This window comes from Pistricoccus aurantiacus (genome assembly GCF_007954585.1).
GTDB classification, from domain to species: Bacteria; Pseudomonadota; Gammaproteobacteria; order Pseudomonadales; family Halomonadaceae; genus Pistricoccus; species Pistricoccus aurantiacus.
The window spans coordinates 1,102,261-1,127,949 of the sequence record NZ_CP042382.1 but is presented as its reverse complement, the minus strand read 5'-3'; the positions used below and the strand labels follow the sequence as shown (position 1 = coordinate 1,127,949).

22 protein-coding genes and 2 tRNA genes are annotated in these 25,689 nt (G+C 61.0%); 4 read left to right on the top strand and 20 right to left on the bottom strand.

The window, feature by feature from the left end; translation table 11 throughout:
* Positions 1 to 3: 3 nt before the first annotated feature.
* From rpsO to rlmE, 14 genes are all read right to left on the bottom strand, one after another.
* Entirely contained in the window at positions 4 to 273 is a 270-nt protein-coding gene (gene rpsO / locus FGL86_RS05400; protein WP_147183629.1) for a 30S ribosomal protein S15, read from the bottom strand.
* A 100-nt stretch (positions 274 to 373) separates the two neighbouring features.
* Entirely contained in the window at positions 374 to 1,318 is a 945-nt protein-coding gene (gene truB, locus FGL86_RS05395) for a tRNA pseudouridine(55) synthase TruB (protein WP_147183628.1), read from the bottom strand.
* The gene (rbfA, locus tag FGL86_RS05390; RefSeq protein WP_147183627.1) at positions 1,318 to 1,743 is read right to left on the bottom strand and encodes a 30S ribosome-binding factor RbfA; all 426 of its coding nucleotides are present in this window, start codon (positions 1,741 to 1,743) and stop codon (positions 1,318 to 1,320) included. The genes truB and rbfA overlap by 1 nt, the downstream gene beginning before the upstream one ends.
* A gap of 40 nt (positions 1,744 to 1,783) precedes the next feature.
* On the bottom strand, positions 1,784 to 4,303 hold the full coding sequence (infB, locus tag FGL86_RS05385; RefSeq protein ID WP_147183626.1) for a translation initiation factor IF-2: 2,520 nt from the start codon (positions 4,301 to 4,303) through the stop codon (positions 1,784 to 1,786).
* A 27-nt stretch (positions 4,304 to 4,330) separates the two neighbouring features.
* Positions 4,331 to 5,824, bottom strand: coding sequence for a transcription termination factor NusA (nusA, locus tag FGL86_RS05380; RefSeq protein ID WP_147183625.1), 1,494 nt, complete (start codon positions 5,822 to 5,824; stop codon positions 4,331 to 4,333).
* Positions 5,825 to 5,891: 67 nt separating this feature from the next.
* The gene (rimP, locus tag FGL86_RS05375; protein WP_147183624.1) at positions 5,892 to 6,353 is read right to left on the bottom strand and encodes a ribosome maturation factor RimP; all 462 of its coding nucleotides are present in this window, start codon (positions 6,351 to 6,353) and stop codon (positions 5,892 to 5,894) included.
* A 233-nt stretch (positions 6,354 to 6,586) separates the two neighbouring features.
* Positions 6,587 to 6,663: transfer RNA gene (locus tag FGL86_RS05370), tRNA-Met, on the bottom strand.
* 99 nt (positions 6,664 to 6,762) lie between these two features.
* Positions 6,763 to 6,849, bottom strand: a tRNA-Leu gene (locus FGL86_RS05365).
* Between the two features lie 18 nt (positions 6,850 to 6,867).
* Positions 6,868 to 7,227, bottom strand: coding sequence for a preprotein translocase subunit SecG (gene secG / locus FGL86_RS05360; RefSeq protein ID WP_147183623.1), 360 nt, complete (start codon positions 7,225 to 7,227; stop codon positions 6,868 to 6,870).
* Between the two features lie 4 nt (positions 7,228 to 7,231).
* Complete coding sequence (tpiA, locus tag FGL86_RS05355; protein WP_147183622.1) at positions 7,232 to 7,981, bottom strand: triose-phosphate isomerase; 750 nt, start codon at positions 7,979 to 7,981, stop codon at positions 7,232 to 7,234.
* A gap of 70 nt (positions 7,982 to 8,051) precedes the next feature.
* Positions 8,052 to 9,401: a phosphoglucosamine mutase gene (gene glmM / locus FGL86_RS05350; RefSeq protein ID WP_147183621.1), complete on the bottom strand. Its 1,350-nt coding sequence runs from the start codon at positions 9,399 to 9,401 to the stop codon at positions 8,052 to 8,054.
* Positions 9,398 to 10,255: a dihydropteroate synthase gene (folP, locus tag FGL86_RS05345; protein ID WP_484266839.1), complete on the bottom strand. Its 858-nt coding sequence runs from the start codon at positions 10,253 to 10,255 to the stop codon at positions 9,398 to 9,400. Before folP ends, glmM begins: the two co-directional genes overlap by 4 nt.
* A gap of 110 nt (positions 10,256 to 10,365) precedes the next feature.
* Positions 10,366 to 12,342, bottom strand: coding sequence for an ATP-dependent zinc metalloprotease FtsH (gene ftsH, locus FGL86_RS05340; protein WP_147183620.1), 1,977 nt, complete (start codon positions 12,340 to 12,342; stop codon positions 10,366 to 10,368).
* A gap of 233 nt (positions 12,343 to 12,575) precedes the next feature.
* Positions 12,576 to 13,256: a 23S rRNA (uridine(2552)-2'-O)-methyltransferase RlmE gene (gene rlmE / locus FGL86_RS05335; protein WP_147186089.1), complete on the bottom strand. Its 681-nt coding sequence runs from the start codon at positions 13,254 to 13,256 to the stop codon at positions 12,576 to 12,578.
* Between the two features lie 123 nt (positions 13,257 to 13,379).
* Between rlmE and yhbY the strand changes: the two genes are divergently transcribed.
* A complete protein-coding gene (gene yhbY, locus FGL86_RS05330) occupies positions 13,380 to 13,706 on the top strand; it encodes a ribosome assembly RNA-binding protein YhbY (protein WP_147183619.1) in 327 nt (108 codons plus the stop codon).
* An 87-nt stretch (positions 13,707 to 13,793) separates the two neighbouring features.
* Here yhbY and greA read toward each other — a convergent pair whose 3' ends face one another.
* The 6 genes from greA to FGL86_RS05300 all read right to left on the bottom strand — a co-directional run bounded on the left by greA (position 13,794) and on the right by FGL86_RS05300 (position 22,041).
* A complete protein-coding gene (gene greA / locus FGL86_RS05325) occupies positions 13,794 to 14,270 on the bottom strand; it encodes a transcription elongation factor GreA (RefSeq protein ID WP_147183618.1) in 477 nt (158 codons plus the stop codon).
* The gene (carB, locus tag FGL86_RS05320; RefSeq protein WP_147183617.1) at positions 14,267 to 17,497 is read right to left on the bottom strand and encodes a carbamoyl-phosphate synthase large subunit; all 3,231 of its coding nucleotides are present in this window, start codon (positions 17,495 to 17,497) and stop codon (positions 14,267 to 14,269) included. Before carB ends, greA begins: the two co-directional genes overlap by 4 nt.
* 73 nt (positions 17,498 to 17,570) lie before the next feature.
* Positions 17,571 to 18,716 carry a glutamine-hydrolyzing carbamoyl-phosphate synthase small subunit gene (gene carA / locus FGL86_RS05315; RefSeq protein ID WP_147183616.1) on the bottom strand — a complete coding sequence of 382 codons (1,146 nt, stop codon included), beginning with the start codon at positions 18,714 to 18,716 and terminating at the stop codon, positions 17,571 to 17,573.
* 304 nt (positions 18,717 to 19,020) lie between these two features.
* Positions 19,021 to 19,839: a 4-hydroxy-tetrahydrodipicolinate reductase gene (gene dapB, locus FGL86_RS05310; protein ID WP_147183615.1), complete on the bottom strand. Its 819-nt coding sequence runs from the start codon at positions 19,837 to 19,839 to the stop codon at positions 19,021 to 19,023.
* 55 nt (positions 19,840 to 19,894) lie between these two features.
* Positions 19,895 to 20,803: a DMT family transporter gene (locus FGL86_RS05305; RefSeq protein ID WP_246131734.1), complete on the bottom strand. Its 909-nt coding sequence runs from the start codon at positions 20,801 to 20,803 to the stop codon at positions 19,895 to 19,897.
* The gene (locus FGL86_RS05300; RefSeq protein ID WP_147183614.1) at positions 20,800 to 22,041 is read right to left on the bottom strand and encodes an NAD(P)/FAD-dependent oxidoreductase; all 1,242 of its coding nucleotides are present in this window, start codon (positions 22,039 to 22,041) and stop codon (positions 20,800 to 20,802) included. Before FGL86_RS05300 ends, FGL86_RS05305 begins: the two co-directional genes overlap by 4 nt.
* 134 nt (positions 22,042 to 22,175) lie before the next feature.
* Here FGL86_RS05300 and lhpI point away from each other — a divergent pair, with 134 nt between their 5' ends.
* Genes lhpI through FGL86_RS05285 form a run of 3 tightly spaced genes read left to right on the top strand, consistent with a single transcriptional unit; the run spans position 22,176 to position 25,623 of the window.
* Positions 22,176 to 23,108, top strand: coding sequence for a bifunctional Delta(1)-pyrroline-2-carboxylate/Delta(1)-piperideine-2-carboxylate reductase (gene lhpI / locus FGL86_RS05295; RefSeq protein ID WP_147183613.1), 933 nt, complete (start codon positions 22,176 to 22,178; stop codon positions 23,106 to 23,108).
* Complete coding sequence (locus FGL86_RS05290) at positions 23,108 to 24,661, top strand: Na+/H+ antiporter NhaC family protein (RefSeq protein WP_147183612.1); 1,554 nt, start codon at positions 23,108 to 23,110, stop codon at positions 24,659 to 24,661. The genes lhpI and FGL86_RS05290 overlap by 1 nt, the downstream gene beginning before the upstream one ends.
* The gene (locus FGL86_RS05285; RefSeq protein WP_147183611.1) at positions 24,658 to 25,623 is read left to right on the top strand and encodes a magnesium and cobalt transport protein CorA; all 966 of its coding nucleotides are present in this window, start codon (positions 24,658 to 24,660) and stop codon (positions 25,621 to 25,623) included. Before FGL86_RS05290 ends, FGL86_RS05285 begins: the two co-directional genes overlap by 4 nt.
* Positions 25,624 to 25,689 lie beyond the last annotated feature (66 nt).

Sequence of the window (25,689 nt, the reverse complement as noted above, 5' to 3'; positions counted from 1 at the left end):
GTCTTAGCGGCGCAGGCCAAGCCGCTGAATCAACGACTGATAGCGCTCGAAATCCTTGCGCTTGAGGTAGTCAAGCAGCTTGCGGCGCTGGTTGACCATGCGGATCAGACCACGGCGGGAATGGTGATCCTGCTTGTTGGTCTTGAAGTGATCCTGCAGTCCGTTGATATTGGCGCTCAGCAGCGCCACCTGGACTTCCGGGGAGCCGGTGTCGTTGTCACCACGGCCGTATTCCTTGACGATTTCGGCCTTCTTTTCAGCGGTCAGTGCCATCTGTCTCTCCAATGATTAATATGCCTGAATGATGATGAATGAAAGAGACCACGCATATTTGCAGTCTCTTCACCTGCGACTCATTCCTGCCGCAAGTTCGCTAGACGCCGCCACCGCTCGAATCTCGATCGGCAGCGGCGGTATTGATCAGGCGTTTGGGAAGTACTTCTCCAGGCGCCTTGATTTCGACAAGCCCGAGAAAGGCGCCGTCATGGTAGATTCTTGCCAGACTGCCAGCGGAACAACCGGCGGTATCGATTCTCGCCGGTCGACCTTGTAACAACCCTGCCGTATTTTCCGCATCTGCATCAAGGGCAGGCAAATTTGCCACCAGCACGTCCACCGGCAATAGCCGCGCTTCGCGGGCCTGCTGATCCGCCAAGGCTTCCAGCGCCTCAATGCTCTTCATTCCCTTCGCCGTGAAAGGTCCCGTCTTGATACGCCGCAGGGCGGTGAGATGCGCCCCGCAGCCCAAGGCGCGACCGATATCCTCCGCCAGGGTACGAATATAGGTGCCCTTGCTGCAGTTGACTTCAAGCGTAAACTCTTCGGACTGGCGCTCGAGAAGGCGAATATCATAAACGCTTACGCGCCGTGGCGCACGCTCGACTGTCTTGCCTTGCCGCGCCAGTTCGTAAAGCGGCCGCCCTTGATGCTTGAGAGCGGAATACATCGGCGGCAGCTGTGTGATCTCGCCGCGAAAACCCGCCAAAGCCTCCTCGATCACTGCGTCGGAAAGCACCGGAACCGCACGCCGTTCGATCATTTCGCCTTCCGCGTCCCCGGTGGTAGTGGTCTCGCCCAGTTTCAGCTGAGCGCGATAGGTCTTGTCCGCTTCCAGCAGATAGCTTGAGAACTTGGTCGCCTCGCCGAAACATATCGGCAGGAGCCCGGTTGCCATAGGATCGAGGGTGCCGGTATGGCCGGCCTTCTGCGCCTGATAGAGACGCCGGATCTGCTGCAGGGCATGGTTGCTGGAAAGCCCGAACGGCTTATCCAGCAGCAGTACGCCATCGACCAACAATCCCTTGCGGCGTCGCGCCATCAGCGCGGCTCCACATCGTTAGCGTTTTCATCGCTGCCTTCATTACCATTTTCATCAGTATGCTTGGCCCGATCCGTGGCTACCGCCTCGTCAATCAGGGCAGACAACTGCTGACCGCGCACCACGCTCTCATCGTAATGAAAGCGCAGCTCCGGCATGTGACGCAGCTTGACGCGCCTTGCGATCTGGCTGCGCAGAAAACCCGCCGCATGCTTGAGCACCTTGAGATTTTCAGCAACCCGCTCGTCGTCATTCTCGCCGAGCAGGGTGATGAAGACATCTGCATAGCCCAGGTCGCGGCTCACGGTGACGCCGCTGACGGTGATCATCCCCAGGCGCGGGTCCTTGACCTCGCGCTGGATCAGCACCGCCAGCTCCTGCTGCAGCTGATCCGCCACCCGATCGGTACGCTTGAACTCACGCATGGCCATCGCTCCTGTCAGCTAGCCTCTACAAACGCTGCCCTTACAGGCTGCGCTCGATCTTGGTCTGATCGAAAACTTCGATCTTGTCGCCAACCTGAACGTCGTTGTAGTTCTTGACGCCGATACCGCACTCCATGCCGCTGCGTACTTCGTTGACATCGTCCTTGAAGCGGCGCAGAGACTCGAGCTCGCCTTCGTAGATGACCACGTTCTCTCGCAGGACACGGATCTTCTTGTGGCGATGCACGGTACCTTCCACGACCATGCAGCCGGCCACGGCACCGATCTTCGGCGCGCGGAACACATCGCGCACTTCCGCCACGCCAACGATCTCTTCCTTCCACTCCGGCGCCAGCATGCCGCTCATGGCCTGCTTGACCTCGTCGATCAGGTGATAGATGACGCTGTAGTAGCGCAGGTCCAGACCTTCACGCTCGATGATTTCCCGGGCCGAGGCATCCGCACGCACGTTGAAGCCGACCACGATGGCATCGCTGGCCAGGGCCAGGTTGGCATCGGTACCGGTGATACCGCCGACGCCGGAAGACACCACGGCGACCTGCACTTCGTCGGTAGAGAGCTCCTCCAGGGCACCCTTGATGGCTTCCAGAGACCCTTGCACGTCCGCCTTGAGCACGATGTTGACCTTGGCGGCCTCGTCCTGACCCATCTGGCTGAACATGTTTTCCAGCTTGGCTTTCTGCTGGCGCGCCAGGCGAATTTCCCGGTACTTGCCCTGACGAAAGTTGGCCACTTCCCGCGCCTTCTTCTCGTCCGCCACTACCATGAATTCCTCGCCGGCTTCCGGCGTGCCGTCGAGCCCCTGAATCTCCACCGGCATGGCGGGGCCGACCGACTCGACCTGCTTGCCGAGCTCGTTGGTCAGGGCGCGCACGCGGCCGTAGTGCAATCCAGCCAGGACGATATCCCCTCGCTTCAAGGTGCCGTTCTGCACCAGCACGGTAGCGACCGGCCCACGGCCTCTATCGAGACGAGATTCCACCACCACGCCCTTGCCCGGCGCCTCCGGCACTGCCTTGAGCTCGAGCACCTCTGAGGCCAGCAGTACCGACTCCAGCAGCGCGTCGATGTTTTCCCCGGTCTTGGCGGAAACATGCACAAACTGGGTGTCACCGCCCCACTCCTCGGAGATTACTCCGCGCTGGGACAGCTCGTTCTTGACCCGGTCCGGATCCGCTCCCGGCTTGTCGATCTTGTTGACCGCCACTACCAGAGGTACGCCCGCCGCCTTGGCGTGCTCGATGGCCTCGATGGTCTGAGGCATCACGCCGTCGTCCGCCGCCACCACCAGGATGACCACGTCCGTGGCCTGGGCACCGCGGGCACGCATGGCGGTAAAGGCCGCGTGTCCAGGGGTATCCAGGAAGGTGATATCGCCACCGTCCATCTCGACGTGATAGGCGCCGATATGCTGGGTGATACCGCCGGCCTCACCGGGGGCGACCTTGGCGCGACGAATATAGTCGAGCAGCGAGGTCTTGCCATGATCGACGTGGCCCATCACGGTGACCACCGGAGCCCGGGAAATTTCCTCACCTTCGTAGGAAATGCCTGCCAGCACCTCGGTTTCCAGGGCATCGTCCTTGACCAGCTTAGGCGTGTGGCCCATTTCCTCGACCACGATCGCCGCGGTGTCCTGATCGATGGTCTGGTTGATGGTCACCGCTGCGCCCATGGTGAACATGGCCTTGATGACTTCGTTGGCCTTGATGGACATACGGTCCGCCAGGTCCGCGACGCTGATCGACTCGGGGATCGAAACCTCGCGCACGATCGGCTGGGTCGGCTTCTGGAAGCCGTGCTTGCCACCGCCGCTATCCCGCCCCCCGCGACGACTACCGCGCCGTTCCGCACGCTTGACCTTCTTCCCGCTGCCGCGTCGGCGCTCGTCGCGTTCGCGACGATCATCGTCGTCACGCTCGCCGCGCTCCTTGCGACCCGTGCCTTTCTTGGCAGCACGCCGTCCGTCACCGCGGTTTTCCTTTGGAGGCGCATCGCCCTGCTCAACCGGCTGCGGCTCCAGCTCCGGCACCGGAATCTGAGGCTCCGCAGCGGCCTTGGCTGCCTCTTCCGCGGCTCTGGCTTCCGCCTGGCGAGCCTCTTCCGCGGCCTTGGCCTGAGCTTCCGCCTGACGGGTTTCTTCCGCCGCCTTGGCTTCGGCCTCGGCACGCGAGTTCGCCATGTCGCCGACCAGCTGACGCGGACCGGTAGCTGCCTTGGGTTCCGGCTGTTTCGGCTGCTCTTCCTCGGCACGCTTGACGTAGGTCCGCTTCTTGCGCACCTGAACCTCGATGGTCTTGCCCCGCTCACCGGTTCTGATCCGACTCTTGGTCTTGCGAGTCAGGGTGATACGGTTCTTGGCGCCGGGGCCACCGCCGTGGCTTTTGGTCAGATGTTCAAGCAACTGCTGCTTGTCATCCTCGGATACCGCGTCGTCCTCCTTCTTGTGAGGCAGGCCGGCATCTTTCATCTGTTCCAGCAGGCGAGGCACATCACGCTTCACCTTCACTGCAAAATCTTTAACGGTCATTTCTGACATTACGACCCTCCTGAGCCCGTGACCTGTTTACTGTTCGCTTTCGAACCAAGGCGCACGGGCAGTCATGATCAGCTCCGCAGCGCGCGCTTCATCTACGCCTTCGATATCTCCGAGATCATCGACGGACTGCTCGGCAAGGTCCTCCATCGTGACGATGCCGCGACTGGCCAGTGTAAAGGCCAGATGACGCTCCATCCCCTCCATTTCAAGCAGATCCTCGGCGGGCTGTGCGCCGTCGAGCTGCTCTTCGGAAGCAATCGCCAGGTTCAATAGTTCATCCTTCGCTCGGGCACGCAGCTCCTCGACGAGAGACTCATCGAACTCTTCGATCTCCAACATTTCCTCGAGGGGCACGTAAGCGATTTCCTCCAGAGAAGTGAACCCTTCTTCCACCAGGATATGCGCCAGATCCTCTTCGATATCCAGATGCTGGATGAAGTGTTCGATCAGACTGTCGACCTCCTGCTCCCGCTTGCCTTCAGCCTCTTCTTCGGTCATCACGTTGATACGCCAGCCGGTCAGCTCCGAGGCAAGACGCACGTTCTGGCCGCTGCGCCCGATGGCCTGAGCGAGGTTATCCTCCGCCACCGCCACGTCCATCGAGTGGGTATCCTCGTCCACCAGGATCGAACCGACGTCCGCCGGCGCCATGGCATTGATCACCAGCTGGGCTGGATTATCGTCCCAAAGGATGATATCCACACGCTCGTTCTGCAGCTCGCCGGTGACCGCCTGAACCCTTGAGCCGCGCATGCCGACACAGGCGCCGACCGGATCGATGCGACGATCATTGGTCTTGACCGCGATCTTGGCGCGGGACCCGGGATCCCGAGCGGCGCCCTTGATCTCGATGACCTGCTCGGCGATCTCCGGCACCTCGATCTTGAACAGTTCGATGATCAACTCCGGCGCGGTGCGCGACAGAATCAGCTGAGAGCCTCGTGCTTCCGGGTCGACCTTGACCAGCAGCGCCCGGACCCGCTCGTTCATGCGGTAGCGCTCGCCGGGGATCATCTCGTTGCGTGGCAGGAAAGCCTCGGCGTTGTCACCCAGGTCGATGATCAACCCGTCGCGAGTGGTCTTCTTGACGATACCTGCCACCAGTTCGCCTTCCCGTTCCGAATACTGGCGCACCACTTCGGCACGTTCCGCTTCGCGCACTTTCTGCACGATGACCTGTTTGGCGGTCTGGGCGGCGATACGTCCGAAGACGGCGTTCTCTATCTTTTCCTCGACCACATCTCCCAGACCCAGCGGTGGATCGCGTCGCTCGGCATAAGACAGCTTGATTTCTGCGTCCGGGCCTTCGAATTCGTCGTCCTCGACCACCACCCAGCGGCGAAATGTTTCGTAATCACCGGTAGCGCGATTGATCCCGACCCGCACGCTGACCTCCCGATCGTCGAAGCGCTTGCGGGATGCACTGGCCAAGGCGGATTCTACTGCCTCGAAGATCACTTCACGGGGCACACCCTTTTCATTCGAGATGGCGTCGACCACCATCAGAATCTCTTTGCTCATGCCTCTGCCTCGCCGGAAAACCGTTCCTTATGCCTCGATCTCATGCTTCGAAGCCCTTTTTCAAAGCTTACTTTTCGAAAGTCGGCACGATACGTGCCTGATCGATGGCGTCTATGGGAAAGCAATACTCCTCGCCGTCGAGCTGCAGCAATACATCATCGCCCTCGACACCCGCCAGGAGACCTTGAAACTTGCGCCGACCGTCGAAAGGCGTACGCAGCCGGATCATCGCCCGATGCCCTTTGAATCGCGCAAAATGCTCGATATCGAACAAGGGGCGATCCATACCTGGTGACGACACCTCGAGGCGATACTCGCCGCTAATAGGGTCTTCGACATCCAGCACCGCGCCGATCTGGCGGCTGATATCCGCGCAGTCGTCGACGGTGACACCGTTGTCGGAGTCAATGTAAATCACCAGGCGGGAATGTTTGCCCTGTGCGAGAAGATCGATGCCCCAAAGCTCGAATCCCATGGCGCTAACCACCGGCTCGATGAGCGTATTTAGCGTAGCGTGCTTGTTTGCCAAGGACGAAACTCCTACAGCCCTTTGTCAGGTATCGCCATTGTTTCAGGCACCTGGCTGAGAGATTTAAGAAAGCTAGGTGGCTGTTGGCGTGTTATCCGCACTGACTATCCAATGTCGATATAGCCAATGGATAAGCGACTAACAAAAAGCCCCTTCATGGAAGGGGCCTTTTGCAAGAAACCTTGGATACCAGATTGGCGCTTTTGCTGGCTATTCAAGCCCAAAGACCAAGATGGTAGCGGGGACCGGATTTGAACCGATGACCTTCGGGTTATGAGCCCGACGAGCTACCAGACTGCTCCACCCCGCAACAACAGGTGCATGATTATAAGCGCCATCAACATATTGGTCAAGATACAGCGCACTATCGTTACGCGGGTTTCATCACTCGAAAGCGTATGAAACATAATGGTGCCGAAGGCGGGACTTGAACCCGCACGACCGTAGGGTCACTACCCCCTCAAGATAGCGTGTCTACCAATTCCACCACTTCGGCATCAGGAATGTGAAAGAATTATTCGTTGCTTTCTTCCAACACTGGCGCGGCATTATCGGGACTTTCTGACCCATCGTCAAGCGTAGGCACGTTATTCTGCTGCTCGATCAGACGCGAATCCGGGATACCCGCTTCCGGCGCATCGCTTGCTTCGCTGGCAAAGTATGCCAGGGTCAGCGACGTCACAAAAAAGCCCGCCGCCACGACAGCGGTCAGCTTGGATAGAAAGCCGCCGCTGCCGCGAGAACCGAATACGGTCTGGGAGGCACCGCCGCCGAAAGAGGCGCCGGCTTCGGCGCCCTTGCCCTGTTGAAGCAATACCAGGGCGACCAAGGCAATGGAGATCACCACATGGATCATGAGAATGGCAACTTGCATGAAATTAACCTGCTGACTGGCAAATAGCTAAAAAATCACCGACCTGAAGCGAAGCACCGCCGATCAGGCCGCCGTCGATATCCGGCTGGGCAAGTAGCGCCGCCGCGTTATCCTTGTTCATGCTGCCGCCGTAGAGCAGCCGCGCTGTCTCGCCGAGCGTCGTATCATATTGGGCAAGCCGTTGTCGCAACGCCAGGTGCACCTCTTGCGCCTGATCCGGGGCCGCGGTCTTGCCGGTGCCAATGGCCCATACCGGCTCGTAGGCGACGGTCAGCCGCCGGCGCTCGCTTTCATCCAGCCCATCGAAGACTGCCGCCAGCTGTTTCGACACCACCGCTTCGGTGGATCCCGCCTCACGTTCTTCCAGGGTTTCCCCTAAGCACAGCACCGGCTCAAGGCCTGCCTGCAAGGCGGCCCGCACCCGCGCCAGTACTGCTGTATCGTCTTCATGAAACAGGCTGCGCCGTTCGGAATGGCCGACCAGCACGTAATGGACACCGAACTCCTTGAGCATGGCGCCGCTGATTTCACCGGTATAGGCGCCTTTCGGTTCCGGGTGCAGCGTCTGAGCCCCCAATGACACAGGCAACCCTGCGAAGCTGCGTTGTGCCGCCGGCAAATAAGGCGCCGGCAGCATGAAAGCGATATCCACTTCGGCAGGCAACTCCGCCGTGGTAAATGCCTGAGCGAAGCGCTCTACCAGCGCCAGCGAACCATTCATTTTCCAGTTGCCGGCAATCAGCGGCCTGCGCATGGCAATTCCTCTTTCAAAGTGGTGCGAAATGGTATAGGAGTAGCCTGCTCGAGACAACCGAACCGCCACTTTAGACCATCAGCCCCTCGACGTCCGCGGCGATACGTCGCGCCAGGCCCTCGACATCGAAGCGTGGCCGCCCCTCGACCATGACCCGAATCAATGGCTCGGTGCCGGAGGCCCGCAGCAAAACCCGGCCTGAATCCCCAAGCTCCGCCTCGACTGCGGCGACGGAATCGCGTAGCGCCTGGCTTTCCAGCAGCGCTTTCTTGTCGGTTCCCGCGGTCAGCCGCACGTTGATCAATGCCTGAGGCGCTTTCTCCAAGCCTTCGAGCAGTTCTGCGAGCGAGCGTTTTCCGCTGACCATGATCGCCAGCACCTGCAATGCCGAAACGATGCCGTCGCCGGTGGTCTGCACGTTGCCGCAGACGATATGACCGGAGGACTCGCCGCCCAGCTGCCAGCCGTTGGCGTTGAGCCGCTCGATCACGTAGCGATCGCCCACCTTGGCCCGCTCAAAGGGAATATCCAGCGTCTCGAACGCCGCCGCCAGACCGAAGTTGCTCATCACGGTACCGACGACTCCCCCCTGCAAAGCGCCTCGCTCGTGATGATCTCTGGCAATGATGTAAAGGATATCGTCGCCGTCGATTTCTCGGCCATTGGCATCGATCATCACCACGCGATCACCGTCGCCGTCAAAGGCGACGCCCAGATCCGCCTGCTGCTCGAGCACGGCTTGACGCAGCGCCTGCGGGTAAGTCGAGCCCACCTGCTGATTGATGTTCAGCCCGTTGGGCTCGGCACCCAGCACGCTCACCTGCGCCCCCAGTTCACGGAACACATTAGGCGCAATATGGTAAGTGGCACCGTGGGCGCAGTCGAGTACGATGCGAAGCCCATGCAGGCTAAGGCGATGAGGAATGGTCGACTTGCAGAATTCGATGTAGCGACCTTCCGCATCTTCGATGCGCGTTGCCTTGCCCAGACGATTGCCGGCCACGGTTTCCAGATCTTTCTCCAGCTCCGCCTCGATCTGTATCTCCGTCGCGTCCGGCAGTTTGGTACCTTCCGCGGAGAAGAACTTGATGCCGTTGTCACCGAAGGGGTTATGGGAGGCGGAGATCACGATCCCTGCGTCTGCGCGCAGCGTACGCGTTAGATAAGCAATGCCAGGAGTCGGCATCGGTCCAAGCAGCGCGACATCGACACCGGCCGCGGACAAACCGGCCTCCAGCGCGGATTCGAACATGTAACCGGAAATCCGCGTATCCTTGCCGATCAGCACCTTGGCGCGCTCGTTGCGCTGACTCAGCACACGGCCCATCGCCCAGCCCAGCTTGAGCATGAAATCCGGCGTAATGGGATACTCCCCTACGGTGCCGCGAATACCATCGGTGCCGAAATAACGTCGTGTCATGGCAAAACTCTCTCTTGCATTATGGCCCAGGTCATATCGACGACATCCACGCTGGGCCCTACATCGTGAACGCGCAGGATGCGAGCGCCACGCTCTACCGCCAGCGCCGTCAGTGCCAAGCCGCCGGACAGGCGCTCGTTCAACGGGCGCCCCAGCACCTTGCCTATCATGCTCTTGCGCGACATGCCCACCAACAAGGGCAGCTCCAGCGCTTCGAGTGCCGTCAGCCGATTGAGCAGGCGTAGATTGTGCTCCACGGTCTTGCCGAAACCGAACCCGGGATCGAGCAGCAGGCGTTTGCGCTCCAGGCCGGCAGCCAGGCAGGCGTCGATACGCTTTTTCAGAAACGTCGTCACCGCGTCTTCGATCGGCTGGTCGTAGCGCGGATTCTCCTGCATGTTGCCAGGCTCGCCCTGCATGTGCATGAGGCAGACCGGCAGGCCGCTATCGACGGCCGCGCGCAGCGCGCCTTCCCGGCGCAGGGCGCGCACGTCGTTGATCATGCCCGCGCCCAAGGCAGCACTTTGTGTCATTACCTGCGGCGTACTGGTATCCACCGATACTAGAGCGTCGAACTCACCCACCAAGGCTTCGACCACCGGCACCACTCGGTCGAGTTCCTGCTGAACCGTAATCGACGCGGCGCCGGGGCGAGTCGATTCGCCTCCCACGTCGATGATGGCGGCGCCCTGCGCCAGCATCCGCTCCGCATGATAAAGGGCGTCGTCGAGGGCGCCATATCGCCCGCCATCGGAGAAAGAGTCCGGGGTGACGTTGAGGATCCCCATGACTCGGGGAAAGGATAGATCCAGGCGATGCCGGCCACAGGGCAGCACGGGCTGATGTTCACTCATCGGGGATCTCGTACTGAAAAAGCGCGATACGGGACAAAAAACCGCGAGGCGCCCAAGAGAGCGCCTCACCGTGCGGGGATGACTTTAGCATGGATTCAAGTCCCTGCGATTCAATGACCGGCGGGACCGCCCAAAGGATCCGAGGGACGTCGACGAGGTTTGTCATCGTCCGCTTCATCGCCCTCGTCCGACTGGCTGGCTTGGGGCTCTTGATCCGGTGCCTGAGAGATCGTCGAGCCGCCGCTGGCGTCGCCACCGTCCCAGTCCGCCGGCGGGCGAGGCTTGCGGCCTTCCATGATATCCTTGAGCTGTGTCGCATCGATAGTCTCGTACTGCATCAAGGCCTCCGCCATGATATCGAGCTTGTCACGATTCTCCTCGAGGATACGCTTGGCCTCCGCGTAGCACTCGTCGATGATACGACGCACCTCCTTGTCAAGCCTGGTGGTGGTTTCGCCGGATTTGAGCATGCCACCCTGACTACCCATGCCCATGAACTGGTGCGACTCATCCTCATCGTACATGAGCGGCCCCATCTCATCGGACAGGCCCCACTTGGCCACCATATTGTGAGCGAGTTCCGTGGCACGCTTGATATCGTTGGAAGCGCCGGTGGTCACCCCGTTGGGCCCCAAGGTCATTTCCTCGGCGATACGGCCGCCGAACAGCGAGCAGATCTGGCTGATGATCTGTTGTCGAGACAGGCTGTAGCGATCCTGTTCCGGCAGGAACATGGTGACCCCCAAGGCGCGACCGCGAGGAATGATCGTCACCTTGTAAACCGGGTCGTGTTCCGGCATCACTAAGCCGATGATCGCGTGACCGGACTCATGATAGGCGGTATTGAGCTTTTCCTTGTCCGTCATGACCATGGACTTGCGCTCGGCGCCCATCAGGATCTTGTCCTTGGCCAGTTCCAACTCTTCCATGCTGACCAGGCGCTTGTTGCGCCGGGCGGCGAACAGCGCTGCCTCATTGACCAGGTTGGCCAGATCCGCCCCGGAGAAACCCGGAGTTCCCCGAGCGATCAGCGATGGCTTGACGTCATCCCCCAGCGGTACCTTGCGCAGATGCACGCCGAGGATATGTTCGCGACCGCGAATATCCGGCAGTCCCACGGTGACCTGACGGTCGAAGCGGCCCGGGCGCAGCAGGGCAGGGTCGAGCACGTCCGGTCGGTTGGTAGCGGCGATGACGATGATGCCTTCGTTGGCTTCGAAACCATCCATTTCCACCAGCAGCTGGTTGAGGGTCTGCTCCCGCTCGTCATTGCCGCCACCCATGCCGGTGCCGCGCGAACGACCCACCGCGTCGATTTCATCGATGAAGATGATACAAGGCGCCTGCTTCTTTGCCTGCTCGAACATGTCACGCACTCGAGACGCGCCCACACCGACGAACATCTCGACGAAGTCGGAACCGGAAATCGAAAAGAACGGTACCTTGGCTTCGCCGGCAATGGATCTGGCCAGAAGAGTCTTACCGGTGCCCGGAGGACCAACCATCAACACGCCGCGGGGAATGGTGCCGCCAAGACGCTGGAATTTGGTAGGATCGCGAAGAAAATCTACCAGCTCCTCCACCTCTTCCTTGGCTTCGTCACAGCCGGCCACATCGGCAAAGGTGGTCTTGATCTGGTCTTGGGACAGCAGCTTGGCCTTGGACTTGCCGAAGCTCATTGGGCCGCCCTTGCCGCCGGCGCCGCCCTGCATCTGCCGCATGAAAAACAGGAAGATCGCCAAGATGATCAGAATCGGGAAGCTGGCAATCAGCAGGCGTGTCCAGAGGCTTTGCTCCTCGGGTTTCTTGCCTACCACGGTGACGTTATTGGCCAGCAGGTCATCCATCAGCTTTGGATCCTGCGCCGAGGGACGAATCGTCTGGAAACTGGAGCCATCCTCGCGCTCACCAGTGATGGTATAGCCGTCAATGGTGACCGAACGGATTCGGTTATTTTGCACCTGCTGGACGAACTGGGAATAGTTTATCGTCTGCGGTGAGCTGTCGACACTGAAATTGTTGAACACCGTCAGCAGCACCGCCGCGATGACCAACCACAGGATCAGGTTCTTCGCCATATCATTCAAGGGAATACCCTCATTGCTGAAAACGATCCACCGATGCTCTTGGCGATTGTACCTTCGACAACCGCTTGCCTGCTGGTTCGACACTGAAGAAATCGGTAACGTTCAATCGTTACGTTCGAATTCTGTCAGATACCCGCCGGGCTATAGTCATTCGGCACTATCCTACCCATCTTTCTTGCATGCCACTTACCATGGCAGCAATAGCATGGCGCTATTTTCTTCCGCTGCTACTGCTAGCCTCGATAACCTTCCGCCAACAGGTAGACTTCCCGAGAACGCGCGCGCGAAGCGTTCGGCTTGCGCGTCACCACTCGGCGGAAGTCACGTCGCAACATCTTCAAATAAGCATCGAAGCCTTCACCTTGAAACACCTTGGCAAGAAAACTGCCTCCTGGCGCCATCGTCCGGCGCGCCAGATCCAGCGCCAGCTCCACCAGGTACATGGCCTGAGGCTGGTCGATTGCCGTCATGCCACTCATATTGGGGGCCATGTCCGACATCACAAGGTCAACCGGGCGATTCCCCAAAATATCGAGGATCGCCTCGAGCACAGCATCCTCGGTAAAATCGCCCTGTATAAAGGAAACGTCTGCCAAGGCATCCATCTCCAGAATATCGGAAGCCACGACGCAACCTTCATTGCCCACCTTTTCCGCGGCTACCTGGCTCCATCCACCCGGGGCGGCGCCCAGATCGATCACCGTCATGCCCGGCTTAAAAAGCTTGTCCTTGGCATCCAGCTCGAGCAGCTTGTAGCTGGCGCGGCTACGATAACCCTCCTGCCAGGAGCGCTGCACGTAGGCATCGTCGAAATGTTCTTTCAGCCAACCGGCACTGGTCTTGCTGGCACGCGGCGTGGAGCGCTTGTTGGAGCGAGGCACAATATCATCCGAGGGAATTCTTAGCGCAAGCATCGCTTGGTCTTGACGACGCCGTTTCATGCCTGTGTCTTCGCTAGTACGGTTTCGCTATATCCGATTTCACCGTACTATCTCCGCATCAGGAAACTTGGTAAACACAGGACATTCAACGATACCATGAGCTTGTCACAGGCACAAAAGAAAGCATTGCGCGGCATTGGCCATCACCTTGATCCAGTGGTGATGGTTTCGGAAAACGGCGTATCGGAAGGTGTTCTGGCGGAGCTCGACCGCGCTCTGTCAGACCATGAGTTGATCAAGGTCAAGCTGGCGATCACCGAGCGCGAAGCGCGGGCCGAGGTTCTCGATAAGCTGCTCGCGGAAAGCGGGGCGGAACTGGTACAGACAATCGGCAAGGTGGCGCTTCTTTACCGTCACAACGCCAGGGCCAATCCCAAGCTTTCCAACATCAAGCGCTTCGAAAACCATCACGGTAGGCACTGAGGCGAAAGAAGCAGGAAGAGTCCTTCTCCAACGAAAGAGGCCGCTCGATTGAGCGGCCTTTTCGTCTTCACTCTTCGATCTGCCGAATTACAGGTGCTCGACGCTGACGATCTCGTATTCCACGTTGCCCTTGGGCGTTCTGACCGTCACCACGTCGCCTTCCTCCTTGCCGATCAGGGCCCGAGCGATGGGTGAGGTCACGGAGATCTTGCCCTCCTTGATGTTCGCCTCGTCCTCGCCGACGATGCGATAGCGCATCTCTTCTTCGGTTTCCATATTGTAGAGCTCGACGGTCACCCCGAAGATGACCTTGCCGGTCTTGGGCAGTTGGGTCACGTCGATCACCTGGGCGCCGGCAAGCTTGCCTTCGATTTCCTGAATACGCCCTTCGATGAAGCCCTGCTGCTCCCGGGCCGCATGATATTCGGCGTTCTCCTTGAGATCGCCGTGCTCCCGCGCCTCGGCGATGGCGTTGATCACCCGGGGGCGCTCAACGCTCTTGAGCTGTTCGAGTTCGCTACGCAGATGGCTTTCACCCGCAACCGTCATCGGCACCCTATTCATTGACTTGCTCCTGCATGCATATCCTGTAACCGCCTTACCGTGATTTCATTGCCGTAGGCAAGCGCCATGCACACCGCTCGGGCCCCCGCCAGAGTAGTGGCGTAGGCGACCTTGCGGGCAAGAGCGGTGCGGCGGATGACCGAGGAATCACTGATGGCCTGACGACCCTCGGTGGTATTGACGATATAGGCCACCTCGTCGTTCTTGATCATGTCGACGATATGCGGGCGCCCCTCGAATACCTTGTTGACGGTATCCACTGAAAGTCCGGCGGCTTCCAGCGCCTGGGCGGTACCGCGGGTGGCACAAAGTGTGAAACCCAATGCTAGCAAAGAATCGGCTACCTCGATAATGCCCGCCTTGTCCGGATCGCGCACGGACAGAAACGCCTTGCGTTCCCCGGTCAGCGGCGGAACGGCGTCGCCACCGCCTAGCTGCGCCTTGTAGAAGGCCTCGGCGAAGGTATCGCCGGAACCCATGACCTCCCCGGTGGACTTCATTTCCGGCGACAGGATCGGGTCGACCCCGGGAAACTTGTTGAAGGGGAATACCGCTTCCTTGACGCTATGGAAAGGCGGCAGAATTTCCTTCTCGAAACCCTGATCCGCCAGGGTCTTGCCTGCCATGCAGCGAGCCGCCACCTGGGCCAGGGAGACGCCGATGCACTTGGAGACGAAGGGCACGGTGCGGGACGCCCGAGGATTGACCTCGATCACGTAGATCTCCCCATCCTGCCAGGCCAGTTGCACGTTCATCAGGCCGACGACGCCAAGCTCCAGGGCCATGCGCTTGACCTGAGCGCGCATCTCGTCCTGTACTTCCTGGGGCAAAGAATACGGCGGCAAGGCGCAGGCGGAGTCGCCGGAATGCACCCCGGCCTGCTCGATGTGCTGCATGATGCCGCCGATGACCACCTGCTCGCCGTCGCTGATCGCGTCGATATCGATCTCTATCGCCGCGTTGAGGAAGTGATCCAGCAGCACCGGGGAATCATTGGAGACCTTGACCGCGTGGGTCATGTAGCGCTCGAGCTCCTCCGCGTCGTAGACGATCTCCATGGCGCGACCGCCGAGCACGTAACTGGGGCGCACCACCAATGGGTAGCCGATCGCCTCCGCCTTGGCGAAGGCGTCTTCGAAGCTGCGGGCGGTGGCGTTGGGCGGCTGCTTGAGACCCAGCTTGTCGATCATCTGCTGGAAGCGCTCGCGATCCTCCGCCCGGTCGATGGCATCCGGGGTAGTGCCGATGATCGGCACCCCGGCGGCTTCCAGATCCCGCGCCAGCTTGAGCGGCGTCTGGCCACCGAACTGCACGATGACGCCGACGGGCTTTTCCTTGTCGGCGATCTCCAGCACGTCCTCCAGGGTAACCGGCTCGAAATACAGCCGGTCGCTGATATCGTAGTCCGTGGAGACGGTTTCCGGATTGCAGTTGACCATGATGGTTTCATAGCCATCGTCGCGCATGGCCAGCGCCGCATGCACGCAGCAATAGTCGAACTCGATGCCCTGGCCGATACGGTTGGGACCACCCCCCAGCACCATGATCTTCTGGCGCTCGCTGGGCTCCGCCTCGCATTCCTCCTCATAGGTGGAGTACATATAGGCGGTGCTGGTGGCGAACTCCGCGGCGCAGGTATCCACCCGCTTGTAGACCGGACGAATGCCAAGCTGGTGGCGGGTCTTGCGCACCTCATTTTCCGCCACGCCGAGCAGCGCCGCCAGCCGGGCATCGCTGAATCCCTTGCGCTTGAGGCGGTACAACGCTTTGGCATCGAGCTCGGGCAGCGATTGCTCGGCCACCCAAGCCTCGGTGTTAATCAAGTCCTCGAGCTGGACCAGGAACCAGGGATCGATATTGGTCAGCGCGAAGATGTCCTCGACACTCATTCCGGCCCGCATCGCATCGCCGATATACAGGATGCGCTCCGCCCCCGCCGCCTGCAGCTCGCCCTTGATACGAGCCAGGCTTTCCTCGCTGAAATCCTCCACCACCGGGTCCAGGCCGTTTTTACCGGTTTCCAGTCCGCGCAGGGCTTTCTGCAGGGATTCCTGAAAGGTGCGACCGATGGCCATCACCTCCCCAACGGATTTCATCTGGGTGGTCAGGCGGTCGTTGGCCTGAGGGAACTTCTCGAAGGTGAAGCGCGGAATCTTGGTGACCACGTAATCGATGGAAGGCTCGAAAGACGCAGGCGTCGCGCCGCCGGTGATGTCGTTCTGGAGCTCGTCCAGGGTATAGCCCACCGCCAGCTTGGCGGCGATCTTGGCGATCGGGAAGCCGGTGGCCTTGGAGGCCAGCGCCGAGGAACGGCTGACCCGAGGATTCATCTCGATCACCACCATGCGCCCGGTATTCGGATCGACGCCGAACTGCACGTTGGAGCCGCCGGTTTCGACGCCGATCTCCCGCAGCACCGCCAGGGAGGCGTCGCGCATGATCTGGTATTCCTTGTCCGTCAGCGTCTGGGCCGGGGCCACGGTGATGGAGTCACCGGTGTGAATACCCATGGGATCGAAGTTCTCGATGGCGCAGACGATGATGCAGTTGTCGTTCCTGTCGCGAACGACTTCCATCTCGTATTCCTTCCAGCCCAGCAGCGACTCGTCGATCAAGAGCTCATGGTTGCTGGAGAGCTCGAAGCCGCGGGTGCAGATCTCCTCGAACTCCTCCTTGTTGTAGGCCACGCCGCCGCCGGAACCGCCCATGGTATAGGAAGGCCGGATGATCACCGGAAAGCCAAGCTCCGCCTGAATTTCCCAGGCCTCCTCCATGGCATGGGCAACCTTGGCCTTGGGACACTCCAGGCCGATGTTGCGCATTGCCTTGTCGAACAGATCCCGATCTTCCGCCTTGTTGATGGCGTCCGCATCGGCGCCGATCATCTCCACGCCGTACTTCGCCAGCACCCCCTGCTTGTCGAGGTTCAGCGCGCAGTTCAGGGCAGTCTGACCGCCCATGGTAGGCAGAATGGCGTCCGGACGCTCGGCCTCGATGATCTTCTCCACCGCCTGCCAGGTGATGGGCTCGATATAGGTGGCATCCGCCATGGCCGGATCGGTCATGATGGTGGCCGGGTTGGAGTTGACCAGAATGACCCGATAACCCTCTTCGCGCAGCGCCTTGCAGGCCTGGGCGCCGGAGTAGTCGAATTCGCAGGCCTGACCGATGACGATCGGGCCCGCGCCGATGATCAGAATGCTTTGGAGGTCGGTACGTTTGGGCATGAAAATTCCCCCAAGAATAAGGTGTCAGTCACAGGCGCCGGGCGCCACAGCGACCGGGAAGGCAGAGGCGAACTCAGCGGCGTGCCTGCATCAGCGCAATGAAGCGGTCGAACAGCGGCAGCACGTCGCAGGGGCCTGGGCTGGCTTCCGGGTGTCCCTGGAAGCTGAAGGCCGGGCCGTCGGTGCGCTCGATGCCTTGCAGGGTGCCGTCGAACAGGGAGCGATGGGTGACACGCAGGGTGTCCGGCAAACCCTCTCCGCTGGCGGCAAAGCCGTGATTCTGGCTGGTGATCAATACCTGGCCGCTGTCGAGATCCTGCACCGGGTGATTGGCGCCGTGATGGCCGTGATTCATCTTGACGGTGCTAGCGCCGCTGGCTAGGGCCAATAGCTGATGTCCCAGGCAGATGCCGAACAGCGGGATGTCGGTCTTCAGGAAAGCCTGAATCGCCTCGATGGCGTAATCGCAGGGTTCCGGATCGCCGGGGCCGTTGGACAGGAAGATACCGTCCGGGGCCATGGCCAGCACATCGGCAGCCGGGGTCTGAGCCGGCACCACGGTCAGGCGGCAGCCTCGGCTCGCCAGCAGACGCAGAATGTTGTACTTGGTGCCGAAGTCATAGGCCACCACATGAAAGAGCCGCTCGCTTTCGCGCATGTCCGTATAGCCCTGGCCCAGCCGCCAGGCGCCTTCGTGCCATTCGTAGGGCTCGCTGCAGGTGACCTCCTTGGCCAGGTCCATGCCCTTGAGCCCGGGAAACTCACGAGCCGCCGCCAGGGCGCGCTCCACCGCGTCACCGCTCTGGGCATCGCTACCCGCCAGAATCGCGCCGTTCTGCGCGCCCTTTTCCCGCAGCAGGCGCGTCAGGCGGCGAGTATCGATCTCGGCGATGCCCAATACGCCGCTTTCCTCGAGATAGGCATCCAGGGATTGCTCGCTTCGAAAGTTGCTGGCCATCAGGGAAAGATCGCGGATCACCAGTCCCGCCGCCTGGATGCGGCTGGACTCCATGTCCTCGCGATTGACGCCGGTATTGCCGATATGCGGATAGGTCAGGGTGACGATCTGGCGGGAATAGGAAGGGTCGGTGAGAATTTCCTGGTAACCGGTCATAGCAGTATTGAATACCACCTCTCCGCTGGTCTGGCCTTCAGCCCCGATGGCAACACCGTGGAACACGCTGCCATCTTCCAAGGCTAATATCGCGGGTTTTTGCAACGCACCTTCCTCCCATGCTGGCGAGGAGCCTCGCGGTACGAGGCTCCCCGACTCCGACTGACTCGATAGTTTGACTGGCTCTTGCGTGAAATCCGTCGCTTGCGCAAAACCGCAGGCCGTAAAAAAGCGGGACGAATCCGATGGCGACCGGTTTCATCCCGCTTGTCGATTCTTTGCTCTTGGGCCTTTTTATGCCTAGGCCGTTTCAACAAGCGCTAAACTCGATGCCTACACGAGCGCCCGGCCAAAATTTTTGCAATGCTACAGGATACCCGTGATCTTCGCCAGCCCGGGCGACATCTTCTCAATTAAATCCCAAGACATCCTGCATGGCGTAACGCCCGGCGGGCTTGTCCACCACCCAGCGCGCGGCGCGCACGGCGCCCCGGGCAAAGGTCATGCGGCTCGAAGCCTTATGGGTGATTTCGATGCGCTCGCCTTCGGTGGCGAACATTACCGTATGCTCGCCGACGATATCCCCGGCACGCAGCGTGGCGAAGCCGATCTCCTTGGCATCCCGCGGCCCGCATTGCCCGACTCGTTCAAAGACGCCGTGGGTCTTGAGGTCGCGCCCCAGGCTGTCGGCGATCACTTCCCCCATCTTCAGCGCCGTGCCGGAAGGCGCGTCCACCTTGTGGCGATGGTGCGCCTCGATCACTTCGATATCGTAGCCTTCATCTCCCAGCGCCTTCGCGGCGGTTTCCAGCAGCTTGAGGGTCAGGTTCACGCCGACGCTCATATTGGGAGCGAACACGAAAGGCAGCTTCTCCTGATACTCGTCAAGCTTGGCGAGTTCCTCATCGTTCAGGCCGGTGGTACCGATCACCATGCGCTTGCCGTGTTCGGCGCAGAAAGCCAGGTTGGCCAAGGTGACTCGGGGCGCGGTGAAATCGATCAGCACGTCGAAATCCTCCTCCGCCGCCTCCAGGGAATCCACCGCTGAAACGCCAAGCCGGCCCAGCCCCGCCAGCTCGCCGATATCCGCTCCGACAAGAGAGCTACCCGGCTCGACGATACCAGCGCCCAATACGGCGCCGGCGTCTTGCTCCACGGCGGCAACCAGGGTACGACCCATGCGACCGGCGACACCGACAATGGCGATACGGGGGGCGGTTGCGGACATGTGGACTCCTGAATCAGGCGAGTAAAGGATAAGTGACGCAGAGTATAATAAAGCCCTATACCGTGGCGCTGCCACGCTTCAACAATAGTACGATCGCGACTATCACCAGCAAACTTCCCGGTAGCCACGCCCAGCCAATCTGCCGAGGCGCTTGCCAGAACAGCAGCAGCATGGAAACGAAGGGTATCAGATAGCTGTAGGCGGTGACCGCCCCCGGGGACAGCTCGTTGGTGGCGCGCTGCTGCAGCCAGAAGGTCATGGCGCTGGAAAAGAGCCCCAAATAGGCCAGCAGCAGCGCGTCCAGCGCGGTCATCTGCCGCAGACTCGACACTGGCTCCAGCATAAGCCCAACGAAGCCGATCAGCAGGCTACCGATGGCCAGGCTCCAGAAAGTGCGCACCGCCGGCGACGGGGAAAGCAGTCGGATCATCAGCCCCCACTTGCTCAGCACCGGATACAGCGCCGAGGAGACACAACCGAGAAAGAACACCGCTTCGCCAAGACCGAACCGCAGGCCCGCCCCCTCACTGCGGGAATCCGCCCAGGCCAGTCCCAGAGCGCCAGCCGCCCCCAGAGCCAGAATACTCGGCAGTCGCCAGGCCAGCCGCTCGACCCGGGCGGCGAGCCCCAGGCAATAGGCCAGCAAGGGTACGCTGACGAACAGGGTTGCCATGGAAAGTGCCGTGGCACGATGCGCCGCCCAGAACATGGCGCCAAAGAATCCCGCCAGGCACAGCCCCATCACCGCATAGAGCGCAAACGCCACAGGGCTTGGCCGCCAATCCGGAGCGCGTCGCGCCAGGCCATACAGCGCCAGCGCGGCGATCGCGAAGCGCAGCGCCGTGAGCAAGAGCGGCGGCAGCTCGCTGATCCAGCCCACCACCGGGAAAGACAGCCCCACCAATAGCGCCCACAAGACCATGCCCAAGTGGGCGTTGGCGACGGGGGAAGATCCGAGGGTCAAAAGCGGTCCGCGCGAAACGGCTGCATATCTACGTCCGGCGTTTCACCGTCTATCATCTCGCCCAGCAGCCGTCCGGTGACCGGCCCCAGGGTAAAACCCTGATGCCCGTGACCGAAGGCAAACCATAAACCTTTGTGACGCGGGGCCGGACCGATCACCGGCTTCATATCCGGCATACAAGGGCGCGCGCCCTTCCAGAGCTCGCTGTCTAGCCGCTCACCCAAGGGAAAAATCTTCTTGGCTTCTATCTCGGCGGCATCGAGCTGGGCGCTGCTGGCCGGCGCGTCCAGGCGGTCGATTTCCGCCCCGGTGGTCAAGCGAATCCCCCGACGCATCGGCGTCAGCAGGTAGCCGGTTTCATAATCCATCAGCCAGTTATTGAGCCGAGCGCCACCCTGAGCAGCGTAGTGCATGTGGTAGCCCCGCAAGGGAAACATCGGCAGCCGGTAATCCAGCTGTTCGAGCCAGTTGGCGGACCAGGGACCCAGAGCGACCACCAGCTCCTCCGCCTCCAGGTTGCCCTTGCTGGTGAAGACGTTCCAGCTGGCTTGAGTATGAGTGAAGCTCTTGGCCTCCGCCTGCTCGATGCGCCCGCCGAGCTTCTCGAACGCTCGAGCGTAGGCCTGCACCAGGGCGCCAGGGTCCGTTACCGCCCAGGCGTTGGTCCAGTGAATGGCGCCCTTCAATGCATCGGAAAGATGCGGCACCTTGGCTTGCAGCGCGGAACGATCCAGCGCCTGATACTTCACGCCGAAGCGCTCCTGCATGTCTCGCGCGTTGGCGCACTGCTCGTCGAAGACCTTGGAAGTGCGAAAGGCATCGAACCAGCCGCGTTTCTTGACCAGCGCCCCGGCACCCGCCGCCTTGATCATCGCCGCGTGCTCATCGGTGCAGCGCATGATCAGCGAGGCGTATTCCGGCACGATACGCGCGTAGTTCTTTGGCGAGGAATTTCGCCAGTACTGCAGCAGCGGGCCAGCGGTCTTCAGCATGGCGCCCAGGCGATAGCGAACGTCGATGCTGCGATTGGGCAATACCCGCCACAGGGTAGCGAGATCACGGGGAAAGGGATGCGGCTGCACCGCCTCGCGTTGAATCAGCCCAGCGTTACCATAGGAGGTTTCCCGCCCCGGCGGCTCGCGGTCCACCAGGACCACCGAGCGCCCACGACGAGCAAGATGATACGCCACACAGACTCCGACCATGCCGGCACCCAGAACGATGGTTTCCCGTGACATTCCTGCTCCTTGTTAAGAGTCGAGCCGCTGCATGAGGTAGCAAAAGGTTCTACAGTTTAAAGCATTTATATTGCTAGTAGCCAAAGCTCATACTCCCGCACACCAGAAATATGCTAATTAAAAGAGAGTCCGCCATGCAGCTGATCAGCGCAGAAGAGGTTGCCGCCGCCCTGACCTGGGATTCCTTGATCGAACGCATGGCGCAGGCCTTTCGCGAAGGCGTCGAGGCACCGCCGCGTCACCATCACCCCATGCAGCGCGTCGATGGCGAGGCCACTATGCTGATCATGCCCGCCTGGCAGCGCGAGGGTTATATCGGCGTGAAGATGGTCAATGTCTTTCCGCAAAATGCCGAACACGGCCTGCCGGCGATCTCCGGCGTCTATCTGCTCTGCGAGGGCGACCACGGTCGGCCTCTGGCCTGTATCGACGGCAGCGAACTCACCCGCCGACGTACTGCCGCCGCCTCCGCCCTGGCGGCCCGGGAGCTGGCCAGGAAAGATGCAGAATCCCTCTTGCTCGTCGCCACCGGCAAGCTGGCGCCGATGCTGATCGAAGCCCATGCCAGCGTGCGTCCGATCAAGCAAGTCCGAATCTGGGGGCGCAATCCCGACAAGGCCAGGCACCTTGCAAAAGCATACGCGGAGCGTTTCGACTGCGTCGCCGTCGACGATCTTAAAGCTGCCGTCGGCAAGGCGGATATCGTCAGCTGCGCGACGCTATCCACGCGACCTATCGTTCAAGGCGCCTGGCTAAAGCCGGGCACTCACCTAGACCTGGTGGGCGCTTTCAGGCCTGACATGCGCGAAAGCGACGGCGAGTGCTTTTCCCGCAGCGAGGTGTTCGTGGATACTCATGCCGGGGCCCGAGGCGAAGCCGGCGACCTGCTGCAGGCCGTCGAGGACGGCGCCTGCACCTTCGATGCCATTCGCGCCGATCTTGCCGAACTCTTGCGTGGCGACAGGCCCGGTCGCAGCGACGCCTCGGCCATCACTCTGTTCAAGTCCGTGGGGGCGTCTCTGGAAGACCTGGTCGCCGCCATCGAAGTCTGGGAAAGGAGCGCCTGATGGACGCCTTGATTTCACTTATCCCGCCTCTAACCGCGGTGCTGGTGGCTCTAACCACCCGACGAGTCAATTTGTCGCTATTCATGGGTATCTGGATCGGCGGCTGGCTGGTCACCGGCGACCCGATCTCCGCCATCGGCCAGACCTTCGACTGGTTCGCCGAGGTGATGACCGATGAATGGAACGCGCGCTTTCTGGTGCTGACCTCCCTGCTGGGGGCCGGCGCGGCCTTCATGTACAAGATCGGTGGCTCCCACGCGGTGGCCCGCTGGCTGGGAAGCAGAGTTTCCACCTCGAAAGGCTCTCTGCTGCTGACCTGGGCGCTGGGCATGCTGATCTTCTTCAACGACTACGTGAACTCGGTCATCGTCGGCAACGCCTCCCGGGACGTCACCGCCCGCCAGCGAGTGTCCCGGGAGAAGCTCGCCTGGGTGCTGGATTCCACCTCCGCCCCCATGGCCACACTGGGGCCGGTTTCCGACTGGATCGGTTACCAGGTGTCCCTGATCGCCGCCGCCTTCGTCTCCATCAGCCTGACCACGGAGAAACCCTACTGGGTCTTCCTGCAGTCGATTCCCTGGAATTTCTACGCGCTGCTGTGTCTCGCCTCGATCCCCATGATCGTGCTGCTGGGGGATTTCGGCCCTATGCGCAAAGCGGAGCGTCGCGCCAAGGAAAGCGGCGACCTGGTCGCTCCGGGAGACACGCCGCTGCTCAGCGTCGAGGGTGAGCTGGGCGAGCCGCATACCGACGAGGGCCGTCTCTGGCACTTCCTGCTGCCGCTAGTGGCATTGATCGGCGTGAGCGGCTGGGCGCTGTGGTATACCGGCGGCGGCATGCAGGAGGGCAAGTCGCTGATGGACGCCCTCGCCGATACGGACGTGGCGGTATCACTAAGCTGGGCAGCCTTCGCCATGACCCTGACCGGCCTGATCATCGCCCTGACCCAGCGCATGTCTTTGGCGGATTGCGAGCATACGCTGCTGTCGGGATTTCGCATCATGCTGCCGGCGCTGGTGATCATCGTGCTCGCCTGGACCATCGGCACCGTCACCGATGCCATGGACGCCGGGGAGCATATCATCGAGGCCACCGAAAGCTGGCTATCTCCTGCCCTGCTGCCGATTCTCATCTTCGCTATCGCCATGCTGATTTCCTTCGCCACCGGCAGCTCCTGGGGCACCATGGCGATCCTTACGCCCATCGGCGTGCCCCTGGCCTACACCATGGGTGATATCGTGCTGGTACAGGTCGCCATCGGCGCGATCTTCTCCGGCGCCATCTTCGGCGATCACTGCTCGCCGATCTCCGATACCACGGTGATGTCCTCGATCTTCGCCGGCTCCGACCACATCGCCCACGTGCGTACCCAGATTCCCTACGCGATAGTGCCCGCTTCCATCGCCGGGGCGCTGTACCTGCTGAGCATTCTGATCGAGTCGCCCTATCTGCTGCTGGGCATCGGCGCGCTGCTTCAGCTGATCGTCATCTGGGGGCTGGCTCGAGTCAGTAACAGGACCAGGGAGCATCAGTACGCGAGCGACGAATCATGATCGTCAACTGCGTCGTCTACGAACAGGGCCGCCGCTTGCAAGATATCCAGCCCAGAGAGATCGGCGACTACCTGGACCAACCGGAGCGCTTCGTGTGGGTGGCACTGCAGAACCCGGATGCGCAAGAGATGGCCCTCTTTCAAGGTATCTTCGATCTTCACGAATTGGCGGTGGAGGATGCCTTGAACGGCGATCAGCGTCCCAAGCTCGAGGAATACGGCGAGGCACTATTCATGGTTATGCATATGGTCACCATGTGGGACAGCGAGGTAAATTCCGGCCAGCTGGCGGTTTTCGCCGGCCCCGGCTATGTACTGTCGGTACGGCTGCATTCGGGTCAAGGATTCACGGCGGTACGCCGGCGCTGCGAGAATGAGCCGGAGCTGCTGAAACAGGGTCCGGCTTTTGTGCTTTACGCCCTGATGGACGCCATCGTCGATCGTTATTTCCCGGTCATCGAAGCCCTGGAGGCGGAGCTCGAGAGCATCGAGGATCAGATATTTCTCAAGAGCGCGGCCCGGGAAAGCCTGGAGCGGCTCTATCAGCTCAAGCGCCAGACCATGCAGCTCAAGCATGCCGCCACACCGCTGGCGGAAGCGACCACGCACCTGTTCGGTGGCCGGGTGCCGGTGCTGTGTAGCGGAACGGGAGAGTATTTTCGCGATGTCTACGATCACCTGCATCGTATCGAATCCGCGGTGGACTCGATCCGCGAGATGATCATCGTCGCTATCCAGGTAAACCTTTCCATCGTGGCCATCGATGAAGGAGAGGTGCATAAGCGGCTGGCCGCCTGGGCGGCGATCTTCGCCGTGGCAACGATTCTCGCCGGCATCTGGGGCATGAATTTCACCCACATGCCGGAACTGGACTGGCGCCTTGGCTACCCCATGGCACTCTTGTCCATGGGCGCGATCTGCGGCGGACTCTACTGGCGGCTCAAGCGCGCGGGATGGCTTTGATGGCGGATAGAGAAAAGCCCCGCCTTCTCACGAAGCACGGGGCTTTTCGGACACTTGTGGCGCAAA

What these genes read in the sequence shown, in the direction of transcription:
- truB (WP_147183628.1), bottom strand. Translation starts at nt 1,318, where the DNA reads ATGGCGCGACGCCGCAAGGGATTGTTGGTCGATGGCGTACTGCTGCTG.
- rlmE (WP_147186089.1), bottom strand. Translation starts at nt 13,256, where the DNA reads ATGCTTGCGCTAAGAATTCCCTCGGATGATATTGTGCCTCGCTCCAAC.
- FGL86_RS05300 (WP_147183614.1), bottom strand. Translation starts at nt 22,041, where the DNA reads ATGTCACGGGAAACCATCGTTCTGGGTGCCGGCATGGTCGGAGTCTGT.
- lhpI (WP_147183613.1), top strand. Translation starts at nt 22,176, where the DNA reads ATGCAGCTGATCAGCGCAGAAGAGGTTGCCGCCGCCCTGACCTGGGAT.
- folP (WP_484266839.1), bottom strand. Translation starts at nt 10,255, where the DNA reads ATGAGTGAACATCAGCCCGTGCTGCCCTGTGGCCGGCATCGCCTGGAT.
- secG (WP_147183623.1), bottom strand. Translation starts at nt 7,227, where the DNA reads ATGCAAGTTGCCATTCTCATGATCCATGTGGTGATCTCCATTGCCTTG.
- infB (WP_147183626.1), bottom strand. Translation starts at nt 4,303, where the DNA reads ATGTCAGAAATGACCGTTAAAGATTTTGCAGTGAAGGTGAAGCGTGAT.
- tpiA (WP_147183622.1), bottom strand. Translation starts at nt 7,981, where the DNA reads ATGCGCAGGCCGCTGATTGCCGGCAACTGGAAAATGAATGGTTCGCTG.
- nusA (WP_147183625.1), bottom strand. Translation starts at nt 5,824, where the DNA reads ATGAGCAAAGAGATTCTGATGGTGGTCGACGCCATCTCGAATGAAAAG.
- carB (WP_147183617.1), bottom strand. Translation starts at nt 17,497, where the DNA reads ATGCCCAAACGTACCGACCTCCAAAGCATTCTGATCATCGGCGCGGGC.
- yhbY (WP_147183619.1), top strand. Translation starts at nt 13,380, where the DNA reads ATGAGCTTGTCACAGGCACAAAAGAAAGCATTGCGCGGCATTGGCCAT.
- dapB (WP_147183615.1), bottom strand. Translation starts at nt 19,839, where the DNA reads ATGTCCGCAACCGCCCCCCGTATCGCCATTGTCGGTGTCGCCGGTCGC.
- greA (WP_147183618.1), bottom strand. Translation starts at nt 14,270, where the DNA reads ATGAATAGGGTGCCGATGACGGTTGCGGGTGAAAGCCATCTGCGTAGC.
- rpsO (WP_147183629.1), bottom strand. Translation starts at nt 273, where the DNA reads ATGGCACTGACCGCTGAAAAGAAGGCCGAAATCGTCAAGGAATACGGC.
- FGL86_RS05285 (WP_147183611.1), top strand. Translation starts at nt 24,658, where the DNA reads ATGATCGTCAACTGCGTCGTCTACGAACAGGGCCGCCGCTTGCAAGAT.
- FGL86_RS05290 (WP_147183612.1), top strand. Translation starts at nt 23,108, where the DNA reads ATGGACGCCTTGATTTCACTTATCCCGCCTCTAACCGCGGTGCTGGTG.
- rbfA (WP_147183627.1), bottom strand. Translation starts at nt 1,743, where the DNA reads ATGCGTGAGTTCAAGCGTACCGATCGGGTGGCGGATCAGCTGCAGCAG.
- glmM (WP_147183621.1), bottom strand. Translation starts at nt 9,401, where the DNA reads ATGACACGACGTTATTTCGGCACCGATGGTATTCGCGGCACCGTAGGG.